Origin of the sequence: Stenotrophomonas sp. TWI1409 (genome assembly GCF_039673015.1) — a bacterium.
GTDB classification, from domain to species: Bacteria; Pseudomonadota; Gammaproteobacteria; order Xanthomonadales; family Xanthomonadaceae; genus Stenotrophomonas; species Stenotrophomonas maltophilia_A.
The window spans coordinates 17,860-39,031 of the sequence record NZ_JBDJKU010000033.1; the positions used below are offsets into that span (position 1 = coordinate 17,860).

Consider the following 21,172-nt stretch of genomic DNA (forward strand, 5'->3'; position numbering starts at 1 on the left):
TGCCGCCACCGCGCGCTGCAGTGCAACCCTGTATCCGTACAATCAGAGACCCGAAAGGTGCGCTGACCGCACCTGCCGGGAATCTCGAATGGGCGGAACAGGACACGGAATGAAGATTCGAATCACAGGGATGGCGATGATGGCCGCGCTGCTGGCCGCCTGCGGACAGGCACCGGCGCCGGATGCAGCACCGGCCGTACCGGCATCGACCACCGAAGCACCTGCGGCCACGGCCACGGTGGTCGAGAAGGAACCGTCCGTCGAAGACGGCGTGGACCCCTCGGTGTGGGACAACGAAGGCGAACCGGAAGACCCGAGCGCCGGCGGCGAACTGACCTGCGCGGACAATCCGCTGGCGACCCACTTCTTCACCCTGGTCGGCGGCAACACCGTGGACGACTGCGGTCGCAAGGACCCGAAGGTGCTGGCGGCCTTCAACACCCTGATGAAGAACACGACGGCAGCCGAATCCAGCGACAAGGAGATTCCCTCGCTGCGCCAACGCCTGTTGAGCGGACCCAGTGGGCCCGGCGAGCTGCTGGTGCTGCAGGGCGAGCCATGGTGGTTCTACACCGCCTGCCAGGCCCACGACTGCCCCGACACCGCGTTGGCGATGCTGTATTCGCCAGCGGAAGCGAAGATGGTCGGCCGCCTTACCGCGCGCTGCCGTGTGTGGTGGCTGGGCGAACCGACGGCGGAACAACGTGCGCAGATCGAACAGCGCCAGCCACTGCAGGATGCCGCATTGAAGGAAGACAGCGCGCTCTGCGAGTGATGTGGTGCCCGCGCCGGGCTGTGCCCGGCGCAACTGCAAGCGTTGTTCCCCGCGTTACCCTTCCGGTCGCATGCGTGCGCTGGCCTGTGCGTTCATGGCCAGGCACGCCATGATCAGCCCTTCCATCACCCGATCGCCCACGTACTCGGCCTCCATGCCGTTCTGGCGCACGCGTTCGGCCGCCAGCAGCAGCTCCAGCGTCACGCGCTGGCTTGCCAGTGCGCAGTCCGCATCGGCCAGGGCCATGCAGCGGCCTAGCATCTGGTGACGCACCGGCCAGGGCTGGCCGTCGGCGGCCGCGCCTTTGCCGATGCGGTGAAGCGTGGCGATGAAGGCGTTCGGATCGGTCGCAACCGCGTGCTCTGATGGCCCACCGCCAGTGGCGGACGAGCGATGTGGATGCAGGCGAGGGAAGTCCGGTGTGGTCATGGCAGTGCTCCGTGCAGGACAGACGGTAGCCGCCACGCAAAGGTGGCGGGCGGAGACGTGGCTCGAAAACCGGGAGATCACGAAAAAGACCGGCAGGCGCAAGGCCTCCACGCTCCGCCCGCCATAGCCGGCAGACGGAATGCCAGCCGGCGCCACGCGGGATGACGCCGGCTGGCAAGCGCAAACAACGTTCCTGATCTAACGGGTTTTCGAGGCCCGGCCACCCATTTTCCGGTGGCCCGCCATCTGTACGCGGGTCGCTGCGCAGTGCCAATCAGAACAGTTGCATTCCACGCTGAAACAAAGACGCTTTCGGCATTTTGGCACGCTGTTAAGCTGCCGCAGATGTAGGCGGCGCAACGGCCGTAGCGGCATGGGGAATATGCGACATGGGTCGAAGTTGATGACGTGGCGTACAGGTGCCGCACCAAGCCGATGACGACAGAGCCGGGCCGAGAACGGCGTCAAACAACGACAGTGTCAGACCGCCGTCCAGTCGATGACGAGAGGCGAGGAGACTTTCCCAGAATCGACATCCGAGCAGTCGGAGTGGTCTCCCAGGAACAGGAATCGATTGCCGCCCGTCACTTCAAAGATGCGGCTTCCAGCTTCGGCGTACTCGGCCGGTGGCAGGATGGATGAAACCTGCATGGAGCTGAGTCCAGCGGTCTGCATCAGCCTGGCAGCATCCTCGGGCGAGATCAGCTGAGGATCGCTGGGCGTGCCGTAGGCCCAGCCGCAGTAGCCATTGTGGACATAGTAGTGCGACATGTTTCACCGTGAGCCTGGGCGGGGGGCCGAGGCAACACACTAGCGCGATCTACTTGCTCGCGCGCCGCGCGCCCTTCTCGTCTTCGTCCTTCGCATCCCCACGGCTCTGCGCGAACTCGGGGAACGTCTTCGCGATCGAATCCTTGTCTGGCAGGATGTAGAACACACCGCCCTTCTCGAAGGTGGATTGCACGATCTGCTCGTAGAACGCAGGCGAGACGTTGATGCAGCCGTGGGTGACGCGGTTATCGTCCGGCGAGGGCGATGCCAACCGCTCGGCTCGCTTTTCCTTCGGGCTGCCGGGCGGCAGCGGATGCATCGACACGGCGGAATCGTAGTCCACCCACAGCACGCGTCCGGCATCGTCGGAAGGGCCGTAACCACCAATGAAACGGCCCGCAGGCGTGGTGCGGTCATGGCCGGGAATCGCGCTGAGTGCGAGCTTGGCGACGCCGGGTGCGGAGTGATCGCCGATGGCCGAACCGAACAGCGCCGGTGCCGCGCCACGCAGCTTGCCGTCGCCGCCGAAGACCAGAACCTGCGCCGCCGCCTTGTCCATGACCGCAAACGGATAGCCCTGGTTGTCCTTGCTGGCGACGACCCAGCCAGCCAGCTCGATCACTGTTTCGGACACGCTCTGGTCGGGCGGAAGTTCATCAACGGCGGCCGCCGGTGGTGCAGGTGCGTCCTTGTCCCTGGCGTTGGCTACGCCGCTGCACGCAACGGCCAGTGCCATGGCCAGTGCGGCATGGAGGGCGCGGCGTGCAGGGGAGGAGGAAGTACGAATGGGACGGCTCCTTGCAATGCAATCGTGGGTGGAAGGATGCCAGTGGCCGGCGAAGGCCACTGGGTCCCGATACACCCGATACAGAGGTGGATCAATTCAAACGGTGAGGGAGCGATTACCCGCGCGGCTTGCGGCCGGCAGGTGCCCTTTCAAGCTGCTGCACGCGACCTTCGATCTGGTCCAGACGCTGGTTGGCCTGCTGTGCCGACTGGTTGGCGGACTCCGCGCTCTGCGCAGCACCCTGCACCTTTACATCGAGCTGATCGAGACGCGAGTTGATGGTTGCAAACTCGTTCTTGTAAGAGGCGCAGGCGCCAAGGCTCACGGTAGCGATGAGCGCTACAGCAAGTGCGCGGGCCGTCTTCATGTGTTGCGGGTTCAGGTTCATTGCACTCCCTCCTTCGTCTGGGGAAGCTGGAATATAGCGGCGTTTGTTCCCGCTGCTACCAAGCGCTTTCAGCTGGAATTTGAATACGTGGATGCACTGTGAAGCCCGTTTCTGACCCTGCATTAACAAGCGGGATCAGGCGAGCTGATCTGCGTCGGCGGAGCGCCTTGCGCCTGTTCAAGATCGCCAATTCATCAGTATGAAGCCGCTGTCACAGCAACTACCTTTCGACGCCATCTACAGCGGTGCAGGCAGGCTTCCATCCACTCGCCTCAAACATGGTCGCGGCGGTGTCGGGGCGCACATCCAGCAGCGTAGCGATGGCCCTGGTCCTGTCTGGCGCGCGCGAAACATAGTCGCGGGCGATGCGGTAGCCGACCCAGTATCCGAGATCTCCGCGTCGTGCTTCATCGCCGGGGCCGTTGTACAGCCACTTCGAAAGATCGGTGCCTGCACTGTCCTGTACGAACGCGCGCTCCAGCGCACATTCGCGGCCTTGCGTCCAACGACGCAGATGCGCGTTGGCCGGTTGCCCCGAGATCAGTTCGCCCACGTACTCGGCGCCGCCTTCAAGCAACGTCTGATAAAGCAGGGTGGGCTGCGCGACATCGACGCTCGCACCGGGCTGCTGCACGTGCACGTACTCATGGGCGATCAGGTGCACGAAACGATCGCCGACGTCGGGCTGCATCCAGTCGGCGTTGCACAGCGCTTCCAGTCCGATCACCACACCATCCATGGTGGTGACGCCGCCGCTGTTGCCCCGCCCGACCAGTATGGTGACCGGAGGAAAACGTGCGGAGGGGAGCAGCGTGCCCAACCGATCGAGTGCGTCGGCAACCCGCGCGCGGATCGCCGGCAATGCCGCTGCACAGGTCCGCGCCCTCGCGAACAACGCCGGCTTGTCCTGGATGGTCCTGGCCAAACGCTCCATCGAACCGATGCGGCTATCGGTGAAGCTGCGCAATGCATCCGTGCCGGTGTCCAGATAGCCGCGCTGCAGATCTTCGGCACTCGGTTTTCCTCCACTGGCATCCAGCACGCTGAAGAATCGCGTGACATCGTCTGTCTGAACCACGATGCGCGCAGAAGGTTGGGCGCGCTCGGCGGCGTTGGCTGGCAGCTGCATCATCGGCAGGACGACCAGCAGCACCCGCACTGCGCGGCGCGCATGGGGCGGAAACAGCAGTGACGCGGCGAATGCGTGCGGCATGTGGAGTTCCCTGAACGCCAGCCTTATTTATACACCAGTCAGTTCAATATTCAGGGTTGATTAGACCCCCTAACGGATAATTCACACCTGTCGACCGCCTCCTCTCTCTCCCCCTCCCGGGAGGCGGCCGACGAAACCAAAATAATTAAAGGTGTGTCCCGATGAACAAGAATTCGCTGCTCGCCCTGGGTCTTCTGGCTGCTCTGCCGTTCGCTGCATCGGCAACCGACGGCCTGTCGTACAACTACGTTGAAGGCGGCTACGTGAACACCGATGCCAAGGGCGGCGACGCCGATGGCTGGAAGGTGAAGGGTTCCGTGGCGGTGCACCCGAACTTCCACATCTTCGGCGACTACAGCGCGCAGGAGACCGACAAGTTCAAGAATGACGTCGACCAGTGGCGCATCGGTGCCGGCTACAACTACGGCATCGCACCGAACACCGACCTGGTGGCCCGCGTCGCGTACCAGAAGTTCGACATGAAGCACGGCCTGGACTTCAACGGCTACTCGACCGAAGTCGGCGTGCGCACCGCGTTCAACCCGTACGTGGAAGGCTACGTGATGGCCGGCTACGAGGACTACACCAAGAAGCACGGCATCAACCCGGACGGCGAGTTCTACGGCCGCGTCGGCGCCACCGCCAAGTTCAACCAGAACTGGGGCCTGAGTGGCGAAGTGAAGCTGGCCAAGGCCGGCGACCGCGAGTGGTTCGTGGGCCCGCGCTTCTCCTGGTAACAAACGCCTGTCGTTAGTGCGTGTTGTGCTGGCGTGTGACTCTCTCTCTCTCCCACACGCCAACCGAAGCCCGGCCTCGCGCCGGGCTTCACTTTTATGGGCCGCGTGGCGCGACAATGCGGCATGGGCGACCCTTCCTCTCTCGCAGGTACCGGCACGGCCTACCAGGAGCATCTGGCACCTGCCCCGCTGCGTGGCCGCTTCGGCCAGCTGTGGCAGAGCCAGCTTCCTGACGATGCTGATGGGCACATCACCGTGCTGCCCGATGGCTGCGTGGATATCCTCTGGCGCGACGGTGCGCTGTTCGTCGTCGGCCCTGACCGGGTCGCCGCACATCCGGTGCTGGCAGCGGGCGCGCAGGTGCTGGGTGCGCGCTTCCGGCCAGGACAGGCGCTGGCCGCGCTGGGCCTGCCGTTGGCCGAAATCATCGGCCAGGCGGTGCCGTTGGCTGATCTCAAGGGTCGATGGGCGGTAGAGGCTGCGGCTTCCATCGGCGACACCGCGCCTGCGCAGCGCCTGCAGCGGATGGCGCACTGCCTGCAGCCGCACCTCGGGGGCGCGGCGCTCGACAGCCGGTCACAGCGGGCGCACGTCCTGTTCCAGGCGCTTGCCAGCGGGCATGCCACGCTGGATGAGCTCGCGGTACGCCTGAGCCTGAGCCCGCGCAGCCTGCGGCGCTTCAGCCAGGTGCAGTTCGGCTACGGGGCCAAGACGCTGGAGCGGATCCTGCGCCTGCAACGCTTCCTCCGCCGCAGCCGCGCGCTGCCGCAGCACTCGTTGGCGATGCTGGCCGCCGAGGCTGGCTATGCCGACCAGGCCCATCTCAGCCGCGAGGCGCGCGAGCTTGCCAGCATGACCGCCCGGCAGCTGCGCCCGGAATGGGGCCGATGATGGCCGTTTCGTTCAAGACCGCCGTGCCGCGCTGACCGAAGCTGGGGTTCCAACCACGGAGCCACCCACCCCATGAGCCATGCCGCCACCCACGATGCCGAACGCCGCATCGACAACATCGAATTCAACGTCGCCGACATCGCCCGCAGCAAACGCTTCTACGGCGAGGTGTTCGGCTGGCACTTCACCGACTATGGCCCGGCCTACACCGAGTTCGACGATGGCCGCCTGAAAGGTGGCTTCGTGGCCGACGCACCGGTGCGCGCGCACGGCGGTCCGCTGGTGATCCTGTACTGCGCGGACCTGGCCGGTGCGCAGCAACGCGTGGTCGCCGCCGGTGGCGAGGTGGTGCAGGCGGTGTTCGCCTTCCCCGGTGGCCGCCGCTTCCATTTCCGCGATCTGGATGGCTATGAGCTGGCGGTCTGGAGTGACGTGGATTGAGCTCTTCCGACCTTTGTCGGTGGACGGAACGAGAACCGCTCCGTCCCCGGTCAGGCGGTTCCGCTATGATCGCCGGCACATCGCCACGGGCGATGCACCCGTCTGAAGCCAGCAGGAACTGCCGTGAATTCCCAGCCCGCACCGATCACCGCCCTCAACCACACGCTCGACAACGAGCCGCAGCAGATCACTGCGCCGCTCACCCATTCGGCGGCGTTCCTGGTGCTGAAGGTGAAGGATGACGAGGCGTCGATCGCCAAGGCGCGCGAGGTGCTGGCCAGCACCGATGATCTGATCAAGAACACCGCCATCCGCGAGATCGAGCGCACTTTCACCTGCAACGTGGCCATCGGCCACCGCGTGTGGCAGCCGCTGGTGGGCACCGCGCCGCCGCGCGAGCTGGCGCCGTTCCGCGAGATCAAGGGCGCCACCCATACCGCCGTGTCCACGCCGGGCGACCTGCTTTACCACATCCGCGCGCGCACCATGGACCTGATCGTGGCGTTCGAGCGCAACCTGCTGATGGCGTTCGGCGATGCGGTGGAAACGGTCGATGATGTGGCCGGTTTCCGCTATTTCGATGGTCGCGACCTGCTCGACTTCGTCGATGGCACCGCCAACCCGGAAGGGCTGTCGCTGCCGGAAGCCACCATCGTGGGCGATGAAGACCCCGCGCATGCCGGTGGCAGCTACGTGGTGGTGCAGAAGTACCTGCACAACCTCGATGCCTGGCGCGCGCAGAAGACCGAGGCGCAGGAGGCGATCATCGGCCGCACCAAGCACGACAACATCGAGCTGGACGATGCACCGGCCGATGCGCAGAAATCGCACAAAACCCTGTGCACCATTGAGGACGCCGACGGCGAGCACGAGATCCTGCGCGACAACATGCCGTTCGCCAACCCGGGCCGTGGCGAGTACGGCACCTACTTCATCGGCTACACGCGCCGCCTGTGGGTGATCGAGAAAATGCTCGAGCGCATGTTCATCGGCAATCCCGCGCCGCTGCATGACCGCATCCTCGACTTCTCAACCGCCACCACTGGCGTGACCTTCTTCGCGCCCTCGCGCAAGGTGCTGGCCGACCTGGGCGAGTGATCGCGCTGGGCCATCACCGGCCGCCATCCGCCTGTCATCTATGGCGCCGACCATGGCGCGCTGGATGGGAGTGCAGGAGGCAGGCGATGGCCATGGCAGGGAACAGGACCGGCTTGCGTCGCTGGTGGCGGCCACTGGCCGCGTTGTTCGGCGCATTGGCACTGGGGAGTGCCAGCGTTTCCGCGCAGGAAGCTCCTGCGCACTGGATGGCCTATGCCGCCGCCGTGGGCGGCCAGCTGCAGCAGCGCCTGCAGCAGGAGCAGGACCCGCACGCGCAGCGTGTACTGGAATGGCTGCAGGCACGCCCCGACGCACCGACGCCGTTGCCGGTGAGCGTGTGGATCGCGGCGGATGGCCGCATTTCGAAACTGGAATTCGACAGCCTCGGCGATGCCCAGGTCGACGCCGACCTGCGCGCGACGCTGCAGGCCGCGCCGTTGCAGGCGCCACCGCCCGCCGACATGCGCCAACCGCTGCGACTGGGCCTGGTACTGGAGCCGAAGTAGATCCACGCCATGCGTGGATGTGTCTGGTCGTCAGGCGCGCCAACCAAGGTTGGCGACTACCGTAGCCCTCAGCCACGCATGGCGTGGCTCTACTGACCTCACGGACGGGCCATTGCAGTAGATCCACGCCATGCGTGGATGTGCCTGGTCGTCAGGCGCGCGCCAACCAAGGTTGGCGACTACCGTAGCCCCCAGCCACGCATGGCGTGGCTCTACTGTGGATGGCCAGCGCACAGCCCGGCCCTCCGCATCAACGCACGGGTGCACCCTGCGGCTCGCGCGCGGCTGCGCTCCATGCGCGCAGGCCGAACACCGCCAGGCCAAGGAAGAATACGTACAGCGCGGCGGTCACGTGCAGCGACTTGAACAGGTACGCACCTACGTACACCACGTCCACCGCGATCCACACCCACCAGCAGGCCACGTGGCGACGTGCCTGCCACCATTGCCCGACCAGGCTCAGACCGGTCAGCATCGCATCCAACCACGGCAGGGCAGCGTCGGTGAAGCTGTGCATGGCCGCGCCCAGCGCCACGCCACCGCACACGCCGATGGCCAGATCGCGCAGCAGCTTGCCGCGCGCCAATGGCACGATGCGGATGCTGCCCTCATCGGCGGCATGCTGCCGCCAGTTGATCCAGCCATAGACCAGGAAGCCGCCGAAGATCACCTGCAGCAGCGTGTCCGAGTACAGCTTGGCTTCGGCGAACACCAGCCCGTACAGTGTCACCGACAGCAGGCCCACTGGCCACGCAGACAACCGACGCCTGGCCATCAGCCAGACGCCGAGGATGCTGCACAGCGCGGCGGTCCACTCGAGCATGACGCCGCTCACAGCGCGAACGTCACCGACAGGCGGGCCTGTCGCGGTGCACCGGGGAACAGGTAGTAGTCACCGCCGCTGCTGCCGGTATCGCGCCAGTAGAAGCGGTTGAACAGGTTGTCCACCGACAGGTTCCAGGTCACCGCGCGTTCGTGCAGGCGATGCTGGAAGCGCAGGCCGGCATCGAACACCGAGTAGTCCGGTGCGCGCACGCCACCGTCGGCGCGTGCTACGTTGGCACCGGCATAGCGCCAGCCGCCGGTCACGTCCAGGCCCTGCACGAACGGCAGTGCATAGGCCACGTGCACGCTGGCACGTACCTTCGGCACGTTCACCAGCTGATGGCCTTCATAGGCCGGGGTGCCAGTGTCGCGCGCGCGGGCCTGCAGCACGCTGGCGCTGGCTACGATCTGCAGTGCGTCGGTCAGCTGGCCGTTGGCGGTCAGCTCCAGGCCGGTGTGGGTCTGCGTGCCTTCCTCGACGAAGGTGTAGCCGACGTCGCTGCTGTCCGGCTTGGCGTACTGGTACGGCTGCGAGATGCGGAACACGGCTGCGCCCAGCGTCAGCGCCTCGACCGGCACGTACTTCACGCCCACTTCCAGCTGCCGCGACTGCACCGACGGCAGGAAAGTGTCGGCGTTGCTGGTCCAGAACGGCGCTTCCTGGCCCAGTGAAATGCCGCGCACGTAGCTGGCATAGGCATTGAGCTGGTCGGTGGGCTTCCACACCACGGCGGTCTGCGGCAGGAAGCGCGACAGGCGGCTGTGACGCTGCGGGGTGCCACGCTTGTCGTAGGCGCGCTCGTCCAGGCGCACGAAGCGGCCACCGGCCAGCCACTGCCAGTCATCGCCGAAGCTCATCCGGTCCAGCGCGAAGAACGCGGTCTGGCGGCTGTCCAGGCGCCGAGCGGACGGCCCCGGCATCTTCGGCGAGGGCTCGAACACCGGCACCTGTGCGTCGTGGATGTTGCTGGTGCCGACGTACTCGTTGACGCTCGGGCGCTTGTCCACGGTGCGGCGGAAGTAGTCGGCACCAACGGTCAGCTGGTGGCCGACGCTGCCGGTCTCGAAGTGGCCGCGCAGCTCGGCACGGGCCTGCTGGTTGCGGCGCGTGTCGTCCGGGCTGCGGTAGTCGTAGACGTCGTAGTCGCCGTTGGGTGCGAAGTAGTTGCCCGGCACGCTGCCATCGGCGCACTGCGCGGCGTAGTAGCAACCGTAGGCGAAGGCGACGTTGTCATCGATCACCGAACGGCTGTGGCCGACCGAGACGCGCGACTGCCAGGCATCGTTGAAGTCGTAGGTGTGCAGCGCGGTGATGTTGGTGCTGGCGATATCCACCGGGCGCTGCCACGGCTGGAAGCCGAGCAGGTGCTCGCGGTCGACGCCGCGCGGCAGGTCACGCGCGCCCAGCAGTTGGTAGCCGGATACCGAACGCTGCGAGCTGGTCTGGTAGTTGGCATCCACTTCCAGCTTGCCGCGCTCGCCGATCAGCCAGTCGGCCGCCAGCGAGTAGAAGTTGCGGCGGCCATCGGCGTGCTCGACGTAGGAATTGCTGGAATCCCATGCGGCATTCAGGCGCAGGCCGAAGCGCGGGGTAATCCAGTGGCCGACGTCGACGGCGACGTAGCGCGAGCCTTCCGAATCGGTGCCGAGCGTGGCGGTGCGCACTTCGGCCGGACGCTTGCCGATGTAGTTGATGATGCCGCCCGGCGCCATCACGCCGGCGGCCAGGCCGGCTTCACCCTTGAGGATCTCCACCGCCTGCACGTTCTCCAGCGCCAGGCGCTGTTCGCCGGCGATGGACAGGCCGTTGAAGCGGTAGCCGGTGGCGGCGTCCAGCGCGAAACCGCGGATGGCGATGTTCTGGTAGTAGCCCACCGGCGCATACGCATCGCCCAGCGAGGCATCGTTGCTGGCCAGCTCGGACAGCGAACGCACCTGCCGGCGGTCGAGATAGTCGCGCTCGAGCACGTTCACCGATGCCGGCGTGTCCTTCCAGGAACCACCACCGAAGGCGTTCACGCGCGAGGTATCGGCCTTGGGTTTGCCGGCCTGCACGCGCACTGCCGCCAGTTCGGTGGGCGAGCGCTCGGCGCCGGTGGCAGCCGCATCGGTGGCAGCGTCGGCCTCGCTGGCATGCAGCGGCAAGGCGGCGCAGAGGGCGAGGGAGAGCAGGGTGGGGCGCAGGCAGCGGTTCATTCGGTTCGTCTTCGGACAACAAGGGAGACGAAGCGACGGCGCGCAGGTGCACCGCCATGACGGGGGTGTGGCTGCGGCTCAAAGCTCCCTACGCCGGTGCAAACCGGATCAGGTTCCAAGGGACTCTCTCAGCCTGGCAGATCCAGGCACCCCCGCTTCAGGTGACCATTTCACTACAAATGGTACGGATTTGCGAGCCGGTGCCCTTCAGGCTGCCGCGTGCAGCGCCTGCAGCAGTGCCTGCCCCGGCGCGCCGTGGAACCACGCCGGGTGCCCCAGCATGAAGGGCTGCCAGGCCACATCCGCGTTCGCGGTCGAGCCGGTGACGCCTTCGAAGTACTCCACTTCGGACAGTGCGAAGTCGAAATGGACCATCGGCAGCAGGTCGGCCAGCAGGTGCACGCGTGCCGCCGACAGCGGCAGCACCTCGCGGTAGCCGTCGAGCAACGCCAGTGCGATGTCGATGCGCACCGCCTCCATGCCGCGCTCCAGTTCCAGCCACGCCACTGCGTTGCGCTCGATCGCGGTGGCGAGGTCAAACAGTGCGCTGGTGGGCGAAGCCAGGCCGAAATCCAGCACGGTGCTGACCTGCCCGTCGCGCCACAGCAGGTTGGAGACATGCCAGTCGTTGTGCGCCCACAGCCGTGGCTCGTCGCGCAGGCGTTCGGCCAGGCCGGCATGCCACGGCAGCACGTCGCGGCGAAGCTGGGTTTCCCATGGAATGCGCGCGAGGTAGCGGGCCAGCCCCGGTCGTGTGGGCAGTTCGGCTTTGATCGCGGCGATGGGATCGTCGGCGCGGATCAGATCGTCGCGCGCCACCAGCAGATGGGTACTGCGCTGTGGCGCGTGATAGCTGGCGGCGGCACGGTGCAGCCGGGCCAGCATGCGGCCGGCTTCGCGGGCCTGCGCGACATCGGTCAGCAACGACCACGACACGGCATCGCGGTACAGGTCCTCGCCCACGCCCACGGCATGCAGTTCGAAGGTCCATTCGCCGTGCTCTACTGCGGTGTGGCCATCGGTTGCCGCCAGCACCTGCACCACCGGTACGCCGGCGGCAGCGAGATGGGCGATGAAGTGGTGTTCTTCTTCCAGGCAGGCGGCGCTGCGAACGCTGTGGTGGTGGCGCTTGATGAACACCGGTCCGCGCGTGCCATTGACGATGGCGGCGGCCGACAACGGTCGAGGACTGTGCCAGTGCGGCTGGCTGCCCGCATCCAGCTGCGGAAAGCGCTGGCGCAGCCACGCGAGGTCTGCGGTGCTGATCGGCGGCCAGTCGGCAGCGACCTCGTCGTTGTTGAGGCCCTGCACCCGGTGGGAAGAAGAAGTCATGCCGCAGCCCCAATGGGGAAAGTCACATCCAAGGGTGCGCATTCAACGCCATGGCCGCCCGCAACGCAAACGGGCGGGTCATCGACCCGCCCGTCCGTGCATCGGCATGGGGGATGCCGCGCTGCTTACCAGCCGCGATGGCGGCCGCGGTCGTGGTAGTAGCGGTTGTCGTAGTAGCGCTCGCGCTGCCAGCGACGGTCGTCACCGCGGTCGTAGTAGCCGCTGCGGTAGTAGCCACGGTCGTATCGGCGATCGTAGCGGTTGTCGTAACGGCGATTGTCGTAGTAACGACGGTCGCGGCGGTCGGAAGTGGTCAGGTTGCCGATCGCGCCGCCGGCCACGGCACCGCCGACAGTGGCAGCGGGATCACCGTTGGAGAGCAGGTTGCCGGCCACGCCACCGACCACGGCGCCGACCAGGGTGCGCTTGTCCTTCCTCGACATCGCGCTGGCATCGCTGACCACGGCCACACCGGCCACCAGTGCCAGAGCCATCGCCAGACCGCGGAAGCTGAGTGCGGAAGTACTGAGCATGTTCGTTCTCCTGTGAGGTGCATGCCACGCTGGGCAGGGAGGGCGCGGGGCGCCCCGGCTGCCGTGATGTCCACGCTGGCGTTCCAACATTGCCGGAACATTGCCTGGTCCACCGTGCGGCTTGCGCATTCATCTAGCGGCAGGCGGCATGAAGCAAGGCTGAAAGCGGCCCCGGCCGCTCAGCTGGCAGAAAGGGAAAGGGCCACGCGAACGTGGCCCTCCCTTCTCTCCCAAGGCGCCGCGGGCCTAGACGCCCATCGCCTTCTGCGCCTGCCGGGCCTGCTCCTGCTGCGTCTCCTGCTGCTGGTGCAGCACGTTCGGCGCGCCCTGCACGGCACCGCTGCTGAGTGCCAGGCTCTGCTCGCTGGCCGTACGGGTCTCCACCGCCGCGCGAATGGCGGCCGGGTCGCCGATGGTGCCCTGCACGGCGAACAGGCGCTCACCGTTCGGGCTGGGCACCACCGAGTCGATGCGCTGCAGGCCGGCGGCATGCGCCTCCTTGGTCAAAGCCGCAGCAGCGCTTTCCAGCGTGTGGCGGTCCTTGAAGGTCCCGGCCGGCAGCAGTTCCAGACCCTTGCTGGCCTGGATGAACAACGGATTGCGCGGGTGCCGCTCGTCGTTCAGCAACGGCCGTTCGCGTGCGTCCTTGATTGCCTCCAGGGTCTTCGCCCCGACAATGCCGTCGACCACCAGGCCGTTGTCCTTCTGCAGCTGGCGCACTGCCGCGTCGGTGTTGCGGCCGAAGCGGCCATCTTCGACCAGCGGCTTGCCGTCGGCGCCGACGTAGCCCAGGTGGCCCAGCTGCTCCTGCACCTTGCGCACGCCCTCGCTGTGCGCGCCCTGCTTGTACAGTTCGGCGTGCGGCGTGGCAGCGGCCTTGTGCTCGGGCGCAGGCTTGCCCTGGCTCTGCTCGTGCGACTGGGTGCGGTTTTCCAGCAGGTCGCGCGCCTTGGACAGCGGATCGGAGGCGTACAGCTTCCAGTTCGGGTGGTCCTTCACCTGCTTGAGGTAGTCCTCGACCGGCATGGTGTGCACGCCCTTGCTGCCGGTGGACTGGCTGATCAGCAGCTTGTCGGTGTTGGGGTCGCGCACCACCATCACGATGTGGTCGATGCCGTTCCAGTGCTCATGGCGGGTCCTGGCCGTATCCAGGCCGATGATCATGCCTTCCTTCAGCGCATCGGGCTTCAGGATCGCGTCGCGGTCCAGCAGCACGCCGGACTGGTCGAACGCCTTGCGCACGATCCCACCGGAACCGAGGTTGCCCAGGTCGATGCGATCAGCCTTGCTGAACACCGCGTGCCCGGCCTTCTGGTTGATCTCGTCCATGGTCCGGTTCTGCAGCGTGCCGACCCAGCCGGAACAGTCGATGTAACCCTGCTCCACGTTCTTGCCGGTCTTGCCCGGTACGTACAGTGCGTGGCCCGGAATGTTGATGGCGTACTTGACGTCGTCGTACTTCACGCCGGCCTCGTAGGCGGCCTGCAGTTCAATGCCTGGCTTCGGTGTGGCAGCTGCCGTTGCGGTTGCCGCCAGCGTGGCTGCACCCGCCGCCACGGCTGCGCTGGCCTGCGCAGGTGCTGCCGGGGTCTGGCCCTGGCCCTGCACTACCGCCTGCGGTTCGAAGTTCTTTTCCGGAATGCTGATCGCTGCGTACTTGTGGATGTAATAGCTGGAGAACGTCCGCGCCAGGTCGCCGTCGTTCATCCCGCGCATCTCGGCCAGGGTGTGGCCGGTCAGCGCCTTCGCGTCGGAGCCGATCTGGTTCAGCACGTTGCGGCGCATGTTGATCTCGTCGCCGTGGCTGTTGCGGACCACACCGAAGGTGCCGGTGGCAATGGCAGTCTGCACCGAGCCGTAGCCGGCGCTGCCCTGCTGGTGGGCCAGGTACAGGTCCAGTCCGGTGGGCGTGTTGCCCCCGGACAGGTACGGGTTGCCGGTGCGCTCGTTGCGGCGCGCCATCGAGTCCAGGTTGTCCTGGTACATCTGCGCGGCCGCTTCGGTGTTGCGGGTGGGGTCGAACTCGTGGCCGGTCAGGTGGTACTGGCGCGCGGAGCCGGGCACGAACTGGAACAGGCCCTTGGCGCCGGATGAGGTGTTGTGGGCGCGCTCGTTGAAGGTGCCGCCGGTCTCGATGTGCGCGAAGCGCATGAAGTCATCCACAGGGATGCCCTTCTGCCTGGCGACCTGCTCGACGATGTCCAGGACTTCCTTTCTGCTGTAGTCATGCTGTGCCATGACGTTTTCCTCGGGGTTGATGGAGCGGCGCGTGCCGCGAATCGCCAACCGGACTCATCCGTGAGTCAAGAACATGTCGGTCAACAGGGAACCCGCGCGTGGCGGGTGCTATCAGGGCGCGACGTACTGCTGGGTCGCGCTGTCGAAGGTGTAGTGCACGGCGTCGCCGGCACCCAGTGCGCGGGTCTTGCCGGGGCCTTCGATGGTGGTGCCCTTGAAGGTCACGGTCAGTCGCGGCAGGCCGTTGCCGTCGGCAGCGAAGACCAGTTCGCCATCGCTGTCGGTGCAGGGCATCACGTTGCCGTCGTCGCAGGCGGCGCTGTTGTCCTCACCCGTGCGCACTGAACCGACATAGCGCCAGACCTTGCTGTCCACGTCGTCTTCGCTGCGCCTGGGGTTGAACAGCAGCAGCGCATAGCCGGTGCTGCTGATGCCGCGGTCGAAGCTGCTGGTCGGCACCGCCAGCAGCAGGCGACCATCGGCCGTGCGATGTTCAAGCGGCTTGCGCCGGGTATCGACATCGTCGGCCTTGTCGTACGCGCCCAGTGCGCCGATGGTCCATTCCTGGCCACGGAACTTCCATGGCTTCCTGGCGTCGGTGCCGGCCAGCACGAAGGTGGCCTCGGCAAGGTTGGCGCGGTCATCCGGACCGGCCGGCGTCTGCTCGCCCGGCTTGCCGTAGTGCTCGCGGGTATCCCAGGAGAAACCCGTGTAGTACGTGGTGCCATCGAGAGTGAAGGTGTGGCCGAACCAGAAGGTCGCCACGCTGCCGTTCTGGACCTCATAGGAGGTCGCGCCATCGCCGTCCACCTGGTAGGTGAAATACATCACGGTCGGCGCGTCGGGCGGGGTGGCGGCGGCATCGGGGGTGGGGGTCTGCATCGGGGCAACATCCTGTCGGGGCGCATTGGCAGCCTGCGCAGGGGCGCCGGGCTGGGAGGACGAGGGGGCCGGATCGGCGGCGCTGCAGGCGGCAGCGGAAAGAGAGACGAGCAGGCACGCCGCGAATGCGCGCAGAGGCCGCAACGGCAGGGTCCAACATAGCTTGGGGGGATGATGCATGCGCCTCTCCATGGTCAGCGTTGCCGGGCCAGACGGCCGGCAGGAAACCGCGCCACGTCCACCAGGAACGGGAGCGAGGACATGAGCCGGTCGATTCCTTCGACCTCGCATTGAGAACTCATGCCGGACCATCTTGGCACAGATCGGCGGCCGGTCAAAGAGGGCGGTGGCAGCTGACCTTCTTGTGTGATCTGGCTCTCAGATCTTGCCGTCGCGCAGGTAATCGAACAGCTCGGCGTCGCCCTTGAGGCCCAGTTTGAGCATGGCGTCACCCTTCTGCCGGCTGATGGTGCTGACGCTCTTGTGCAGCTGCAGCGAGATTTCCTTCACGGTCATGCCGGTGCCCAGCAGCCGCAGCACCTCCACCTCGCGTGGCGACAGTGGCTTGCCGTCGCCCTCGCGCATGCGCCAGCTGCCAGCGGCCTCGACCCGCTCGCGCAGGCTGCGGCTGATGTAGGGCTGGCCCCGGTAGACCGCCTGGATGGCCTGTGGCAGTTCGTCCATCGACGAACTCTTGTCGACCAGGCCGAGCACGCCGCTGTCGAGCACCATGCGCAGGATCGCCAGGTTGTTGGAGACACTGAGCATCAGCACCGGCAGGTCGGGATGACGGCGGCGGATCATGCCGATCATGGCGAAGCCGTCGGCCTGGGGACTGCCCGGCATGGAGTAGTCGGTTACCAGCAGGTCACAGGGTTGGCTGCCGAGCAGGGCCATCAGCGCCTGCGCGCTGTCGGCTTCGCCGACCACGCGGCCCACCCCGCTCGATTCGATGACGGCACGGGTACCGATACGGACCACCGGGTGGTCGTCTGCGATGATGATGCGCAAGCTCATGCTCTAGTATGGCCACCGGGCACGCCGGACCGCGACCATCGCGGTTCCTGGCAGATTCTAGGAGATCAACGCCGATGCGTAGCTGGGCTGTTCGCGGGCTGGTCCTGCTGCTGGCCGTGCTGGTGCTGCCTGCGGCGCTGGCACAGGCGGTGCCTGGGCTTTTGCCGCTCAGCCCGCTGCAGCGCGAGTACCTTGCCGCGCATCCGAGCATCGTCGTGGGCCAGTATGACAGTGGCTGGCCGCCGTTCGAGTCCCTCCGTGATGGCCAGCAGGTCGGCCTGGGCCCGGATTATCTGTCGCTTCTCGCCCGTCAGCTGGGCGTGAAGGTGGAGGCACGGCGCTATCCCGACTGGACATCCGTGCTGGATGCGGCATGTCGTGGCGAGATCGATGTAGTGATGAATGTCGGTCTCAGTGCCGACCGCACCCGCTGCATGGTCTATACCGCCGCCTATGGCGAGGCACCGCTGGCCCTGGTGGGACGCCCGGATGACCTGCGTGCCTCCGACATCCCCGACCTGGATGGACTGCGGGTGGTGATCGAGCAGGACTTCCTGACCGGCCCGCAGGTGCGGGCGCGCTTTCCCCGGGCACGACAGCTTGTCGCAAACAGCTCGTTGGCGGCGCTGGAGATGGTCAGAGACGACAAGGCAGACGTTTACATCGGCAATGCCTACGTGGCCACCGAACTGATCGCACGCGAGGACCTGCAGGGGGTCGTGCTGCTGCGTCCCAGCGATCTGCCGCCCGAACGGCTGCACTTCGGTGTTCCCAACAGCAAGCAGCCGTTGGCCGAAGCATTGGACCTGGCACTGGCTGCGACCAGCCAGGCCCAGCGCGATGCGCTGGTGCAGCGCTGGCTGCCACCTCCGCAGTGGTCGGCGTCGGCACAGCTGGCGTTGAGCCAGGCCGAGAAACGGGTATTGGAGCAGCCGTTGAAGATCGGCTTCGCGCCGAACGCGGCGCCGCTGTCGTTCGCGGACCAGGATGGCAACCCCAGTGGCCTGGCCAGCGAATACCTGCGGCGCCTGCTGCAGGCTGGCGCCAACCTGCAGGTGGAAAACAGCCATGACTGGTACGAGGTGCGCGAGAAGGCGCGTCGCGGCGAGCTGCAGGCGGTGATGGGCATTCCTGCCGATTCTCGCTACCTGGGCCCGGACTGGGTGTTCAGCCAGCCCTTCATCAGCGTGCCGAACGTGATCGTCAGCCGGCGTGACAGCCCGGCGTTGCTGGGCCTGTCCGACCTGCAGGGCAAGCGGGTGCTGCTGTCCGATCCGGAACGTGTGCGTGGCTATGTGCTGCAGCAGGCGCCGCAGGCGCGGATCATCGCGGCACGCAGCGCGGAACAGGCCCTGCAGCGCCTGATCAATGGCGACGCCGATGCCTACGTAGGCAACCTGGCACTGGTTGACCATCTGCTGCGCAACCGCTTCCCGGGGCGCCTGCAGGTGGCGGCACCGGCAGGTTTCAACGATCAGCTGGTGCTGGCGGTTGAGCGCCGCCATGCCGCCCTGGCCACCACCTTCGACCGCCTGCTGCTGCAGATGACGCCGCGCAAGCGCGAGGCCCTGCGCGGGGACTGGCTGGCCGTCGAGTACCGCAACGGCCTGGACTGGAACAGCGCGATGCGCTGGGGCGTGCCGCTCCTGCTGGTGCTGCTCACCGCGCTGCTGGTGCACGCCATCGGGCATTGGCGGCTGCGCCGCGAGGTGGCCGGACGGCGTCACCTGGAACAGCGCCTGGCCGAAGTCACCGACAACCTGCCTGCCGTGGTCTATCAGGCTCGCCGCGCGGCAGACGGAACCCTCAGCTTCCCGTTCATTGCCGGTGACCTGCAGGCGTTGTTCGGGATCAGCCGGCAGCAGGCCGAACAGGATGCAATGTGCCTGCTGGAGCGCATCGAGGAAGACGACCGCGAGCACATCCTGCATGCGGTCGAGCAGGCGGCGCGCCAGTTCGCACCGCTTGTTCTCGAGTTCCGGCTGCGACCTGAAGGCACCGGCGCGCGCTGGGTGCGCAGCCAGGCCCATCCCTATGCGGCGGAAGCGGGCGTGGTCACCTGGAGTGGATACTGGGTGGATGTCAGCGAGGCGCGTGCACAGGCCGAGGCCCTCACTGCGGCCAAGGCTGACGCCGAACAGGCGGCGGAGGCGAAGTCGCGTTTCCTGGCGACCATGAGCCATGAAATCCGAACGCCGATGAGTGGCGTGCTGGGCATGCTGGAAGTGCTGGCGCATTCGCCGCTGGATGCCGAGCAGCAGCGCATCCTAGGGGTGATCGAGGATTCGGCGCAGATGCTGCGGCAGATCCTCGACGATATTCTTGACTACTCGCGGCTTGAGGCCGGCGCGCTGCGCCTGGAACCGGTGCCGCAGCCGCTGCGGCCATTGCTGGAAAGCGTGTGCCGGTTGTTGTCGGCGCAGGCCAGTGCACGTGGGCTGGACCTGCACGTGCAGATCGACCCGCAGCTGGCGGCCGCGCACGAAGTGGATGGCGTGCGCCTGCGCCAGATCGTGTTCAACCTGCTCAGCAACGCCATCAAGTTCACCGTGCGCGGCGAAGTGCGGCTGCAGCTGGACGTGCTGGGGCCGACCGCCGAAGACGGCAGCCAGCCGCTGTGCCTGAGCGTCACCGACACCGGCATCGGCATCGCGCCGGAACAGCTGCAGCACCTGTTTGCGCCGTTCACCCAGGCCGGTGCCTACATCCAGCGCGACCATGGGGGTACCGGCCTGGGCCTGAGCATCTGCCAGCGCCTGGTGCAGATGATGGACGGCGAGCTGGAGCTGCACAGCACGCTGGGCGAAGGGACCCGCGCCGAGGTGCGGCTGTCGCTGGTGGAAGCCGGCAGCGGTGATGTGGAAGCGCTGGTCGCCGAGCAGGAACAGGCCTCGCTGCTGCCGCCGGCGCTGCGCCAGGCGCGGGTGCTGGTGATCGAAGACCACCCGACCAACCAGGCGATGATGGCCTGGCGACTGCAGCAGCTGGGGGTGCCGCATGTGATGGTCGGTGACGGCCAGCAGGGCTTGGATCGGCTGTCGTCGGAGAGTTTCGATCTGGTGATCACCGACTGCCGGATGCCGGTGCTCGATGGCTTCGGTTTCACCCGCCTGCTGCGCGAACGCGAGGGCCGCAACGGCCAGCCGCGGCTGACCGTGCTGGCGCTGACCGCCAGCGTGCTGGATGACGATGCACGGCGCTGCCGCGAGGCCGGCATGGACGAAGTGCTGGCCAAGCCGCTGTCACTGGCCACGCTGCGTACCGCACTGCTGCGCTGGTTGCCGCAGGCGCAGGGACAGTCGTTCGAGGAGCCGCAGGCCGGGTCCGCCGCCGACGATGCTGGGACGCTGCCCGATCTGGACAGCCTGCAGCGGCGCTTCGGCTCGCGTGCGGTGGCCGAGCAGCTGCGCGACAGCCTGTTGCAGGCCAGCGAGGGCGATCTTGCCGCCGTGCAGCGCGCGCTGCAGGCTGGAGATCGCGAGGCGGCCGCACTGCACCTGCATCGTCAGGCCGGTGGGTTGGGCGCCGTGGGAGCGACAGTGCTGGCCGGGCAGGCCAATGCGCTGGTAGAGCGTCTGCAGGATGCGGCGGAAGCCGATGTGGCGCCGTTGTTCGCGGCAGTGGCGGAATTTGTGGCACGGCTGCAGCGACAGCTGCAGCGCCTGGCTCACTGAGCCGACTGCTGCTGCAGGTAGGCGATCACCAGCGCGCGGCGTTCGGCGCTGGGGAAGGCGTTGTACATGCGTGTGCCGGGCACCACGTGGGTGGGCGACTGCAGGAACGCATCCAGGGTCTGCGCGGTCCAGGTGATATCGGCGCGGCGCATGCCGTCGGAATAGCCATAGTCCGGCAGGCTGCCAGCGCGGCGGCCGATCACGCCGTGCAGATTGGGTCCGAAGCGGTGGATGCCACCAGGTTGCACGGTGTGGCAGCCGGCGCACAGCTCGAACGCGCGCTGCATGGCCTGCTGCTGCGCCTGTTCGGGCGTGGCCGGTGCCGCAGGCGGGCGCTGGCAGGCCGTGGCCGCCAGGGTCAAAGCAATGGTGATGAGCAGGCGGAAAGCACGCATGGGCGGGCAGGATAGCGACGCAGCGGGGCAGGTGGGCTGCGACA

20 protein-coding genes and 1 riboswitch are annotated in these 21,172 nt (G+C 66.9%); of the genes, 7 read left to right on the top strand and 13 right to left on the bottom strand.

The window, feature by feature from the left end:
• Window positions 1-109: 109 nt before the first annotated feature.
• The gene (locus tag ABE423_RS12290; protein WP_346486187.1) at window positions 110-775 is read left to right on the top strand and encodes a hypothetical protein; all 666 of its coding nucleotides are present in this window, start codon (window positions 110-112) and stop codon (window positions 773-775) included.
• A 54-nt stretch (window positions 776-829) separates the two neighbouring features.
• On the opposite strand, the gene ABE423_RS12295 is transcribed toward ABE423_RS12290, so the two are convergent.
• The 5 genes from ABE423_RS12295 to ABE423_RS12315 form a co-directional block, all read right to left on the bottom strand.
• Complete coding sequence (locus ABE423_RS12295; RefSeq protein WP_346486189.1) at window positions 830-1,204, bottom strand: hypothetical protein; 375 nt, start codon at window positions 1,202-1,204, stop codon at window positions 830-832.
• A gap of 480 nt (window positions 1,205-1,684) precedes the next feature.
• Window positions 1,685-1,975, bottom strand: coding sequence for a hypothetical protein (locus ABE423_RS12300; protein ID WP_014035537.1), 291 nt, complete (start codon window positions 1,973-1,975; stop codon window positions 1,685-1,687).
• Window positions 1,976-2,024: 49 nt separating this feature from the next.
• On the bottom strand, window positions 2,025-2,711 hold the full coding sequence (locus ABE423_RS12305) for a hypothetical protein (RefSeq protein ID WP_346486190.1): 687 nt from the start codon (window positions 2,709-2,711) through the stop codon (window positions 2,025-2,027).
• A 166-nt stretch (window positions 2,712-2,877) separates the two neighbouring features.
• Complete coding sequence (locus ABE423_RS12310; protein WP_010487149.1) at window positions 2,878-3,150, bottom strand: hypothetical protein; 273 nt, start codon at window positions 3,148-3,150, stop codon at window positions 2,878-2,880.
• Window positions 3,151-3,370: 220 nt separating this feature from the next.
• Window positions 3,371-4,363, bottom strand: coding sequence for a DUF2268 domain-containing putative Zn-dependent protease (locus tag ABE423_RS12315; RefSeq protein ID WP_346486193.1), 993 nt, complete (start codon window positions 4,361-4,363; stop codon window positions 3,371-3,373).
• 161 nt (window positions 4,364-4,524) lie between these two features.
• Here ABE423_RS12315 and ABE423_RS12320 point away from each other — a divergent pair, with 161 nt between their 5' ends.
• From ABE423_RS12320 to ABE423_RS12340, 5 genes are all read left to right on the top strand, one after another.
• Window positions 4,525-5,100 (top strand): Ax21 family protein, encoded by a 576-nt coding sequence (locus ABE423_RS12320; protein ID WP_164117536.1) that lies wholly within the window; start codon window positions 4,525-4,527, stop codon window positions 5,098-5,100.
• Window positions 5,101-5,223: 123 nt separating this feature from the next.
• Window positions 5,224-5,991: a DUF6597 domain-containing transcriptional factor gene (locus tag ABE423_RS12325; protein ID WP_346486195.1), complete on the top strand. Its 768-nt coding sequence runs from the start codon at window positions 5,224-5,226 to the stop codon at window positions 5,989-5,991.
• 72 nt (window positions 5,992-6,063) lie between these two features.
• Entirely contained in the window at window positions 6,064-6,432 is a 369-nt protein-coding gene (locus tag ABE423_RS12330) for a VOC family protein (RefSeq protein ID WP_346486197.1), read from the top strand.
• A 123-nt stretch (window positions 6,433-6,555) separates the two neighbouring features.
• The gene (locus tag ABE423_RS12335; RefSeq protein WP_014035542.1) at window positions 6,556-7,530 is read left to right on the top strand and encodes a Dyp-type peroxidase; all 975 of its coding nucleotides are present in this window, start codon (window positions 6,556-6,558) and stop codon (window positions 7,528-7,530) included.
• An 86-nt stretch (window positions 7,531-7,616) separates the two neighbouring features.
• A complete protein-coding gene (locus tag ABE423_RS12340) occupies window positions 7,617-8,036 on the top strand; it encodes a hypothetical protein (RefSeq protein ID WP_346486199.1) in 420 nt (139 codons plus the stop codon).
• A 250-nt stretch (window positions 8,037-8,286) separates the two neighbouring features.
• On the opposite strand, the gene pnuC is transcribed toward ABE423_RS12340, so the two are convergent.
• The 7 genes from pnuC to ABE423_RS12375 all read right to left on the bottom strand — a co-directional run bounded on the left by pnuC (window position 8,287) and on the right by ABE423_RS12375 (window position 17,059).
• Complete coding sequence (gene pnuC, locus ABE423_RS12345; protein ID WP_346486200.1) at window positions 8,287-8,859, bottom strand: nicotinamide riboside transporter PnuC; 573 nt, start codon at window positions 8,857-8,859, stop codon at window positions 8,287-8,289.
• Window positions 8,860-8,867: 8 nt separating this feature from the next.
• Window positions 8,868-11,057 (bottom strand): TonB-dependent siderophore receptor, encoded by a 2,190-nt coding sequence (locus tag ABE423_RS12350; protein WP_346486202.1) that lies wholly within the window; start codon window positions 11,055-11,057, stop codon window positions 8,868-8,870.
• 68 nt (window positions 11,058-11,125) lie between these two features.
• Window positions 11,126-11,221, bottom strand: a riboswitch (TPP riboswitch).
• Between the two features lie 43 nt (window positions 11,222-11,264).
• Window positions 11,265-12,389 (bottom strand): phosphotransferase, encoded by a 1,125-nt coding sequence (locus ABE423_RS12355; protein WP_253145701.1) that lies wholly within the window; start codon window positions 12,387-12,389, stop codon window positions 11,265-11,267.
• 125 nt (window positions 12,390-12,514) lie between these two features.
• On the bottom strand, window positions 12,515-12,922 hold the full coding sequence (locus ABE423_RS12360; protein WP_071228796.1) for a glycine zipper 2TM domain-containing protein: 408 nt from the start codon (window positions 12,920-12,922) through the stop codon (window positions 12,515-12,517).
• A gap of 246 nt (window positions 12,923-13,168) precedes the next feature.
• Window positions 13,169-15,160, bottom strand: coding sequence for a peptidoglycan-binding protein (locus ABE423_RS12365; RefSeq protein WP_346486205.1), 1,992 nt, complete (start codon window positions 15,158-15,160; stop codon window positions 13,169-13,171).
• A gap of 111 nt (window positions 15,161-15,271) precedes the next feature.
• Window positions 15,272-16,042 carry a hypothetical protein gene (locus tag ABE423_RS12370; protein WP_346486207.1) on the bottom strand — a complete coding sequence of 257 codons (771 nt, stop codon included), beginning with the start codon at window positions 16,040-16,042 and terminating at the stop codon, window positions 15,272-15,274.
• Window positions 16,043-16,420: 378 nt separating this feature from the next.
• Window positions 16,421-17,059 carry a response regulator transcription factor gene (locus ABE423_RS12375; protein ID WP_032130138.1) on the bottom strand — a complete coding sequence of 213 codons (639 nt, stop codon included), beginning with the start codon at window positions 17,057-17,059 and terminating at the stop codon, window positions 16,421-16,423.
• 74 nt (window positions 17,060-17,133) lie between these two features.
• Between ABE423_RS12375 and ABE423_RS12380 the strand changes: the two genes are divergently transcribed.
• On the top strand, window positions 17,134-20,733 hold the full coding sequence (locus ABE423_RS12380) for a transporter substrate-binding domain-containing protein (RefSeq protein WP_253145705.1): 3,600 nt from the start codon (window positions 17,134-17,136) through the stop codon (window positions 20,731-20,733).
• On the opposite strand, the gene ABE423_RS12385 is transcribed toward ABE423_RS12380, so the two are convergent.
• Window positions 20,727-21,128: a c-type cytochrome gene (locus ABE423_RS12385; RefSeq protein ID WP_032130140.1), complete on the bottom strand. Its 402-nt coding sequence runs from the start codon at window positions 21,126-21,128 to the stop codon at window positions 20,727-20,729. The two genes, ABE423_RS12380 and ABE423_RS12385, sit on opposite strands and share 7 nt — an antisense overlap.
• Between the last annotated feature and the right edge of the window lie 44 nt (window positions 21,129-21,172).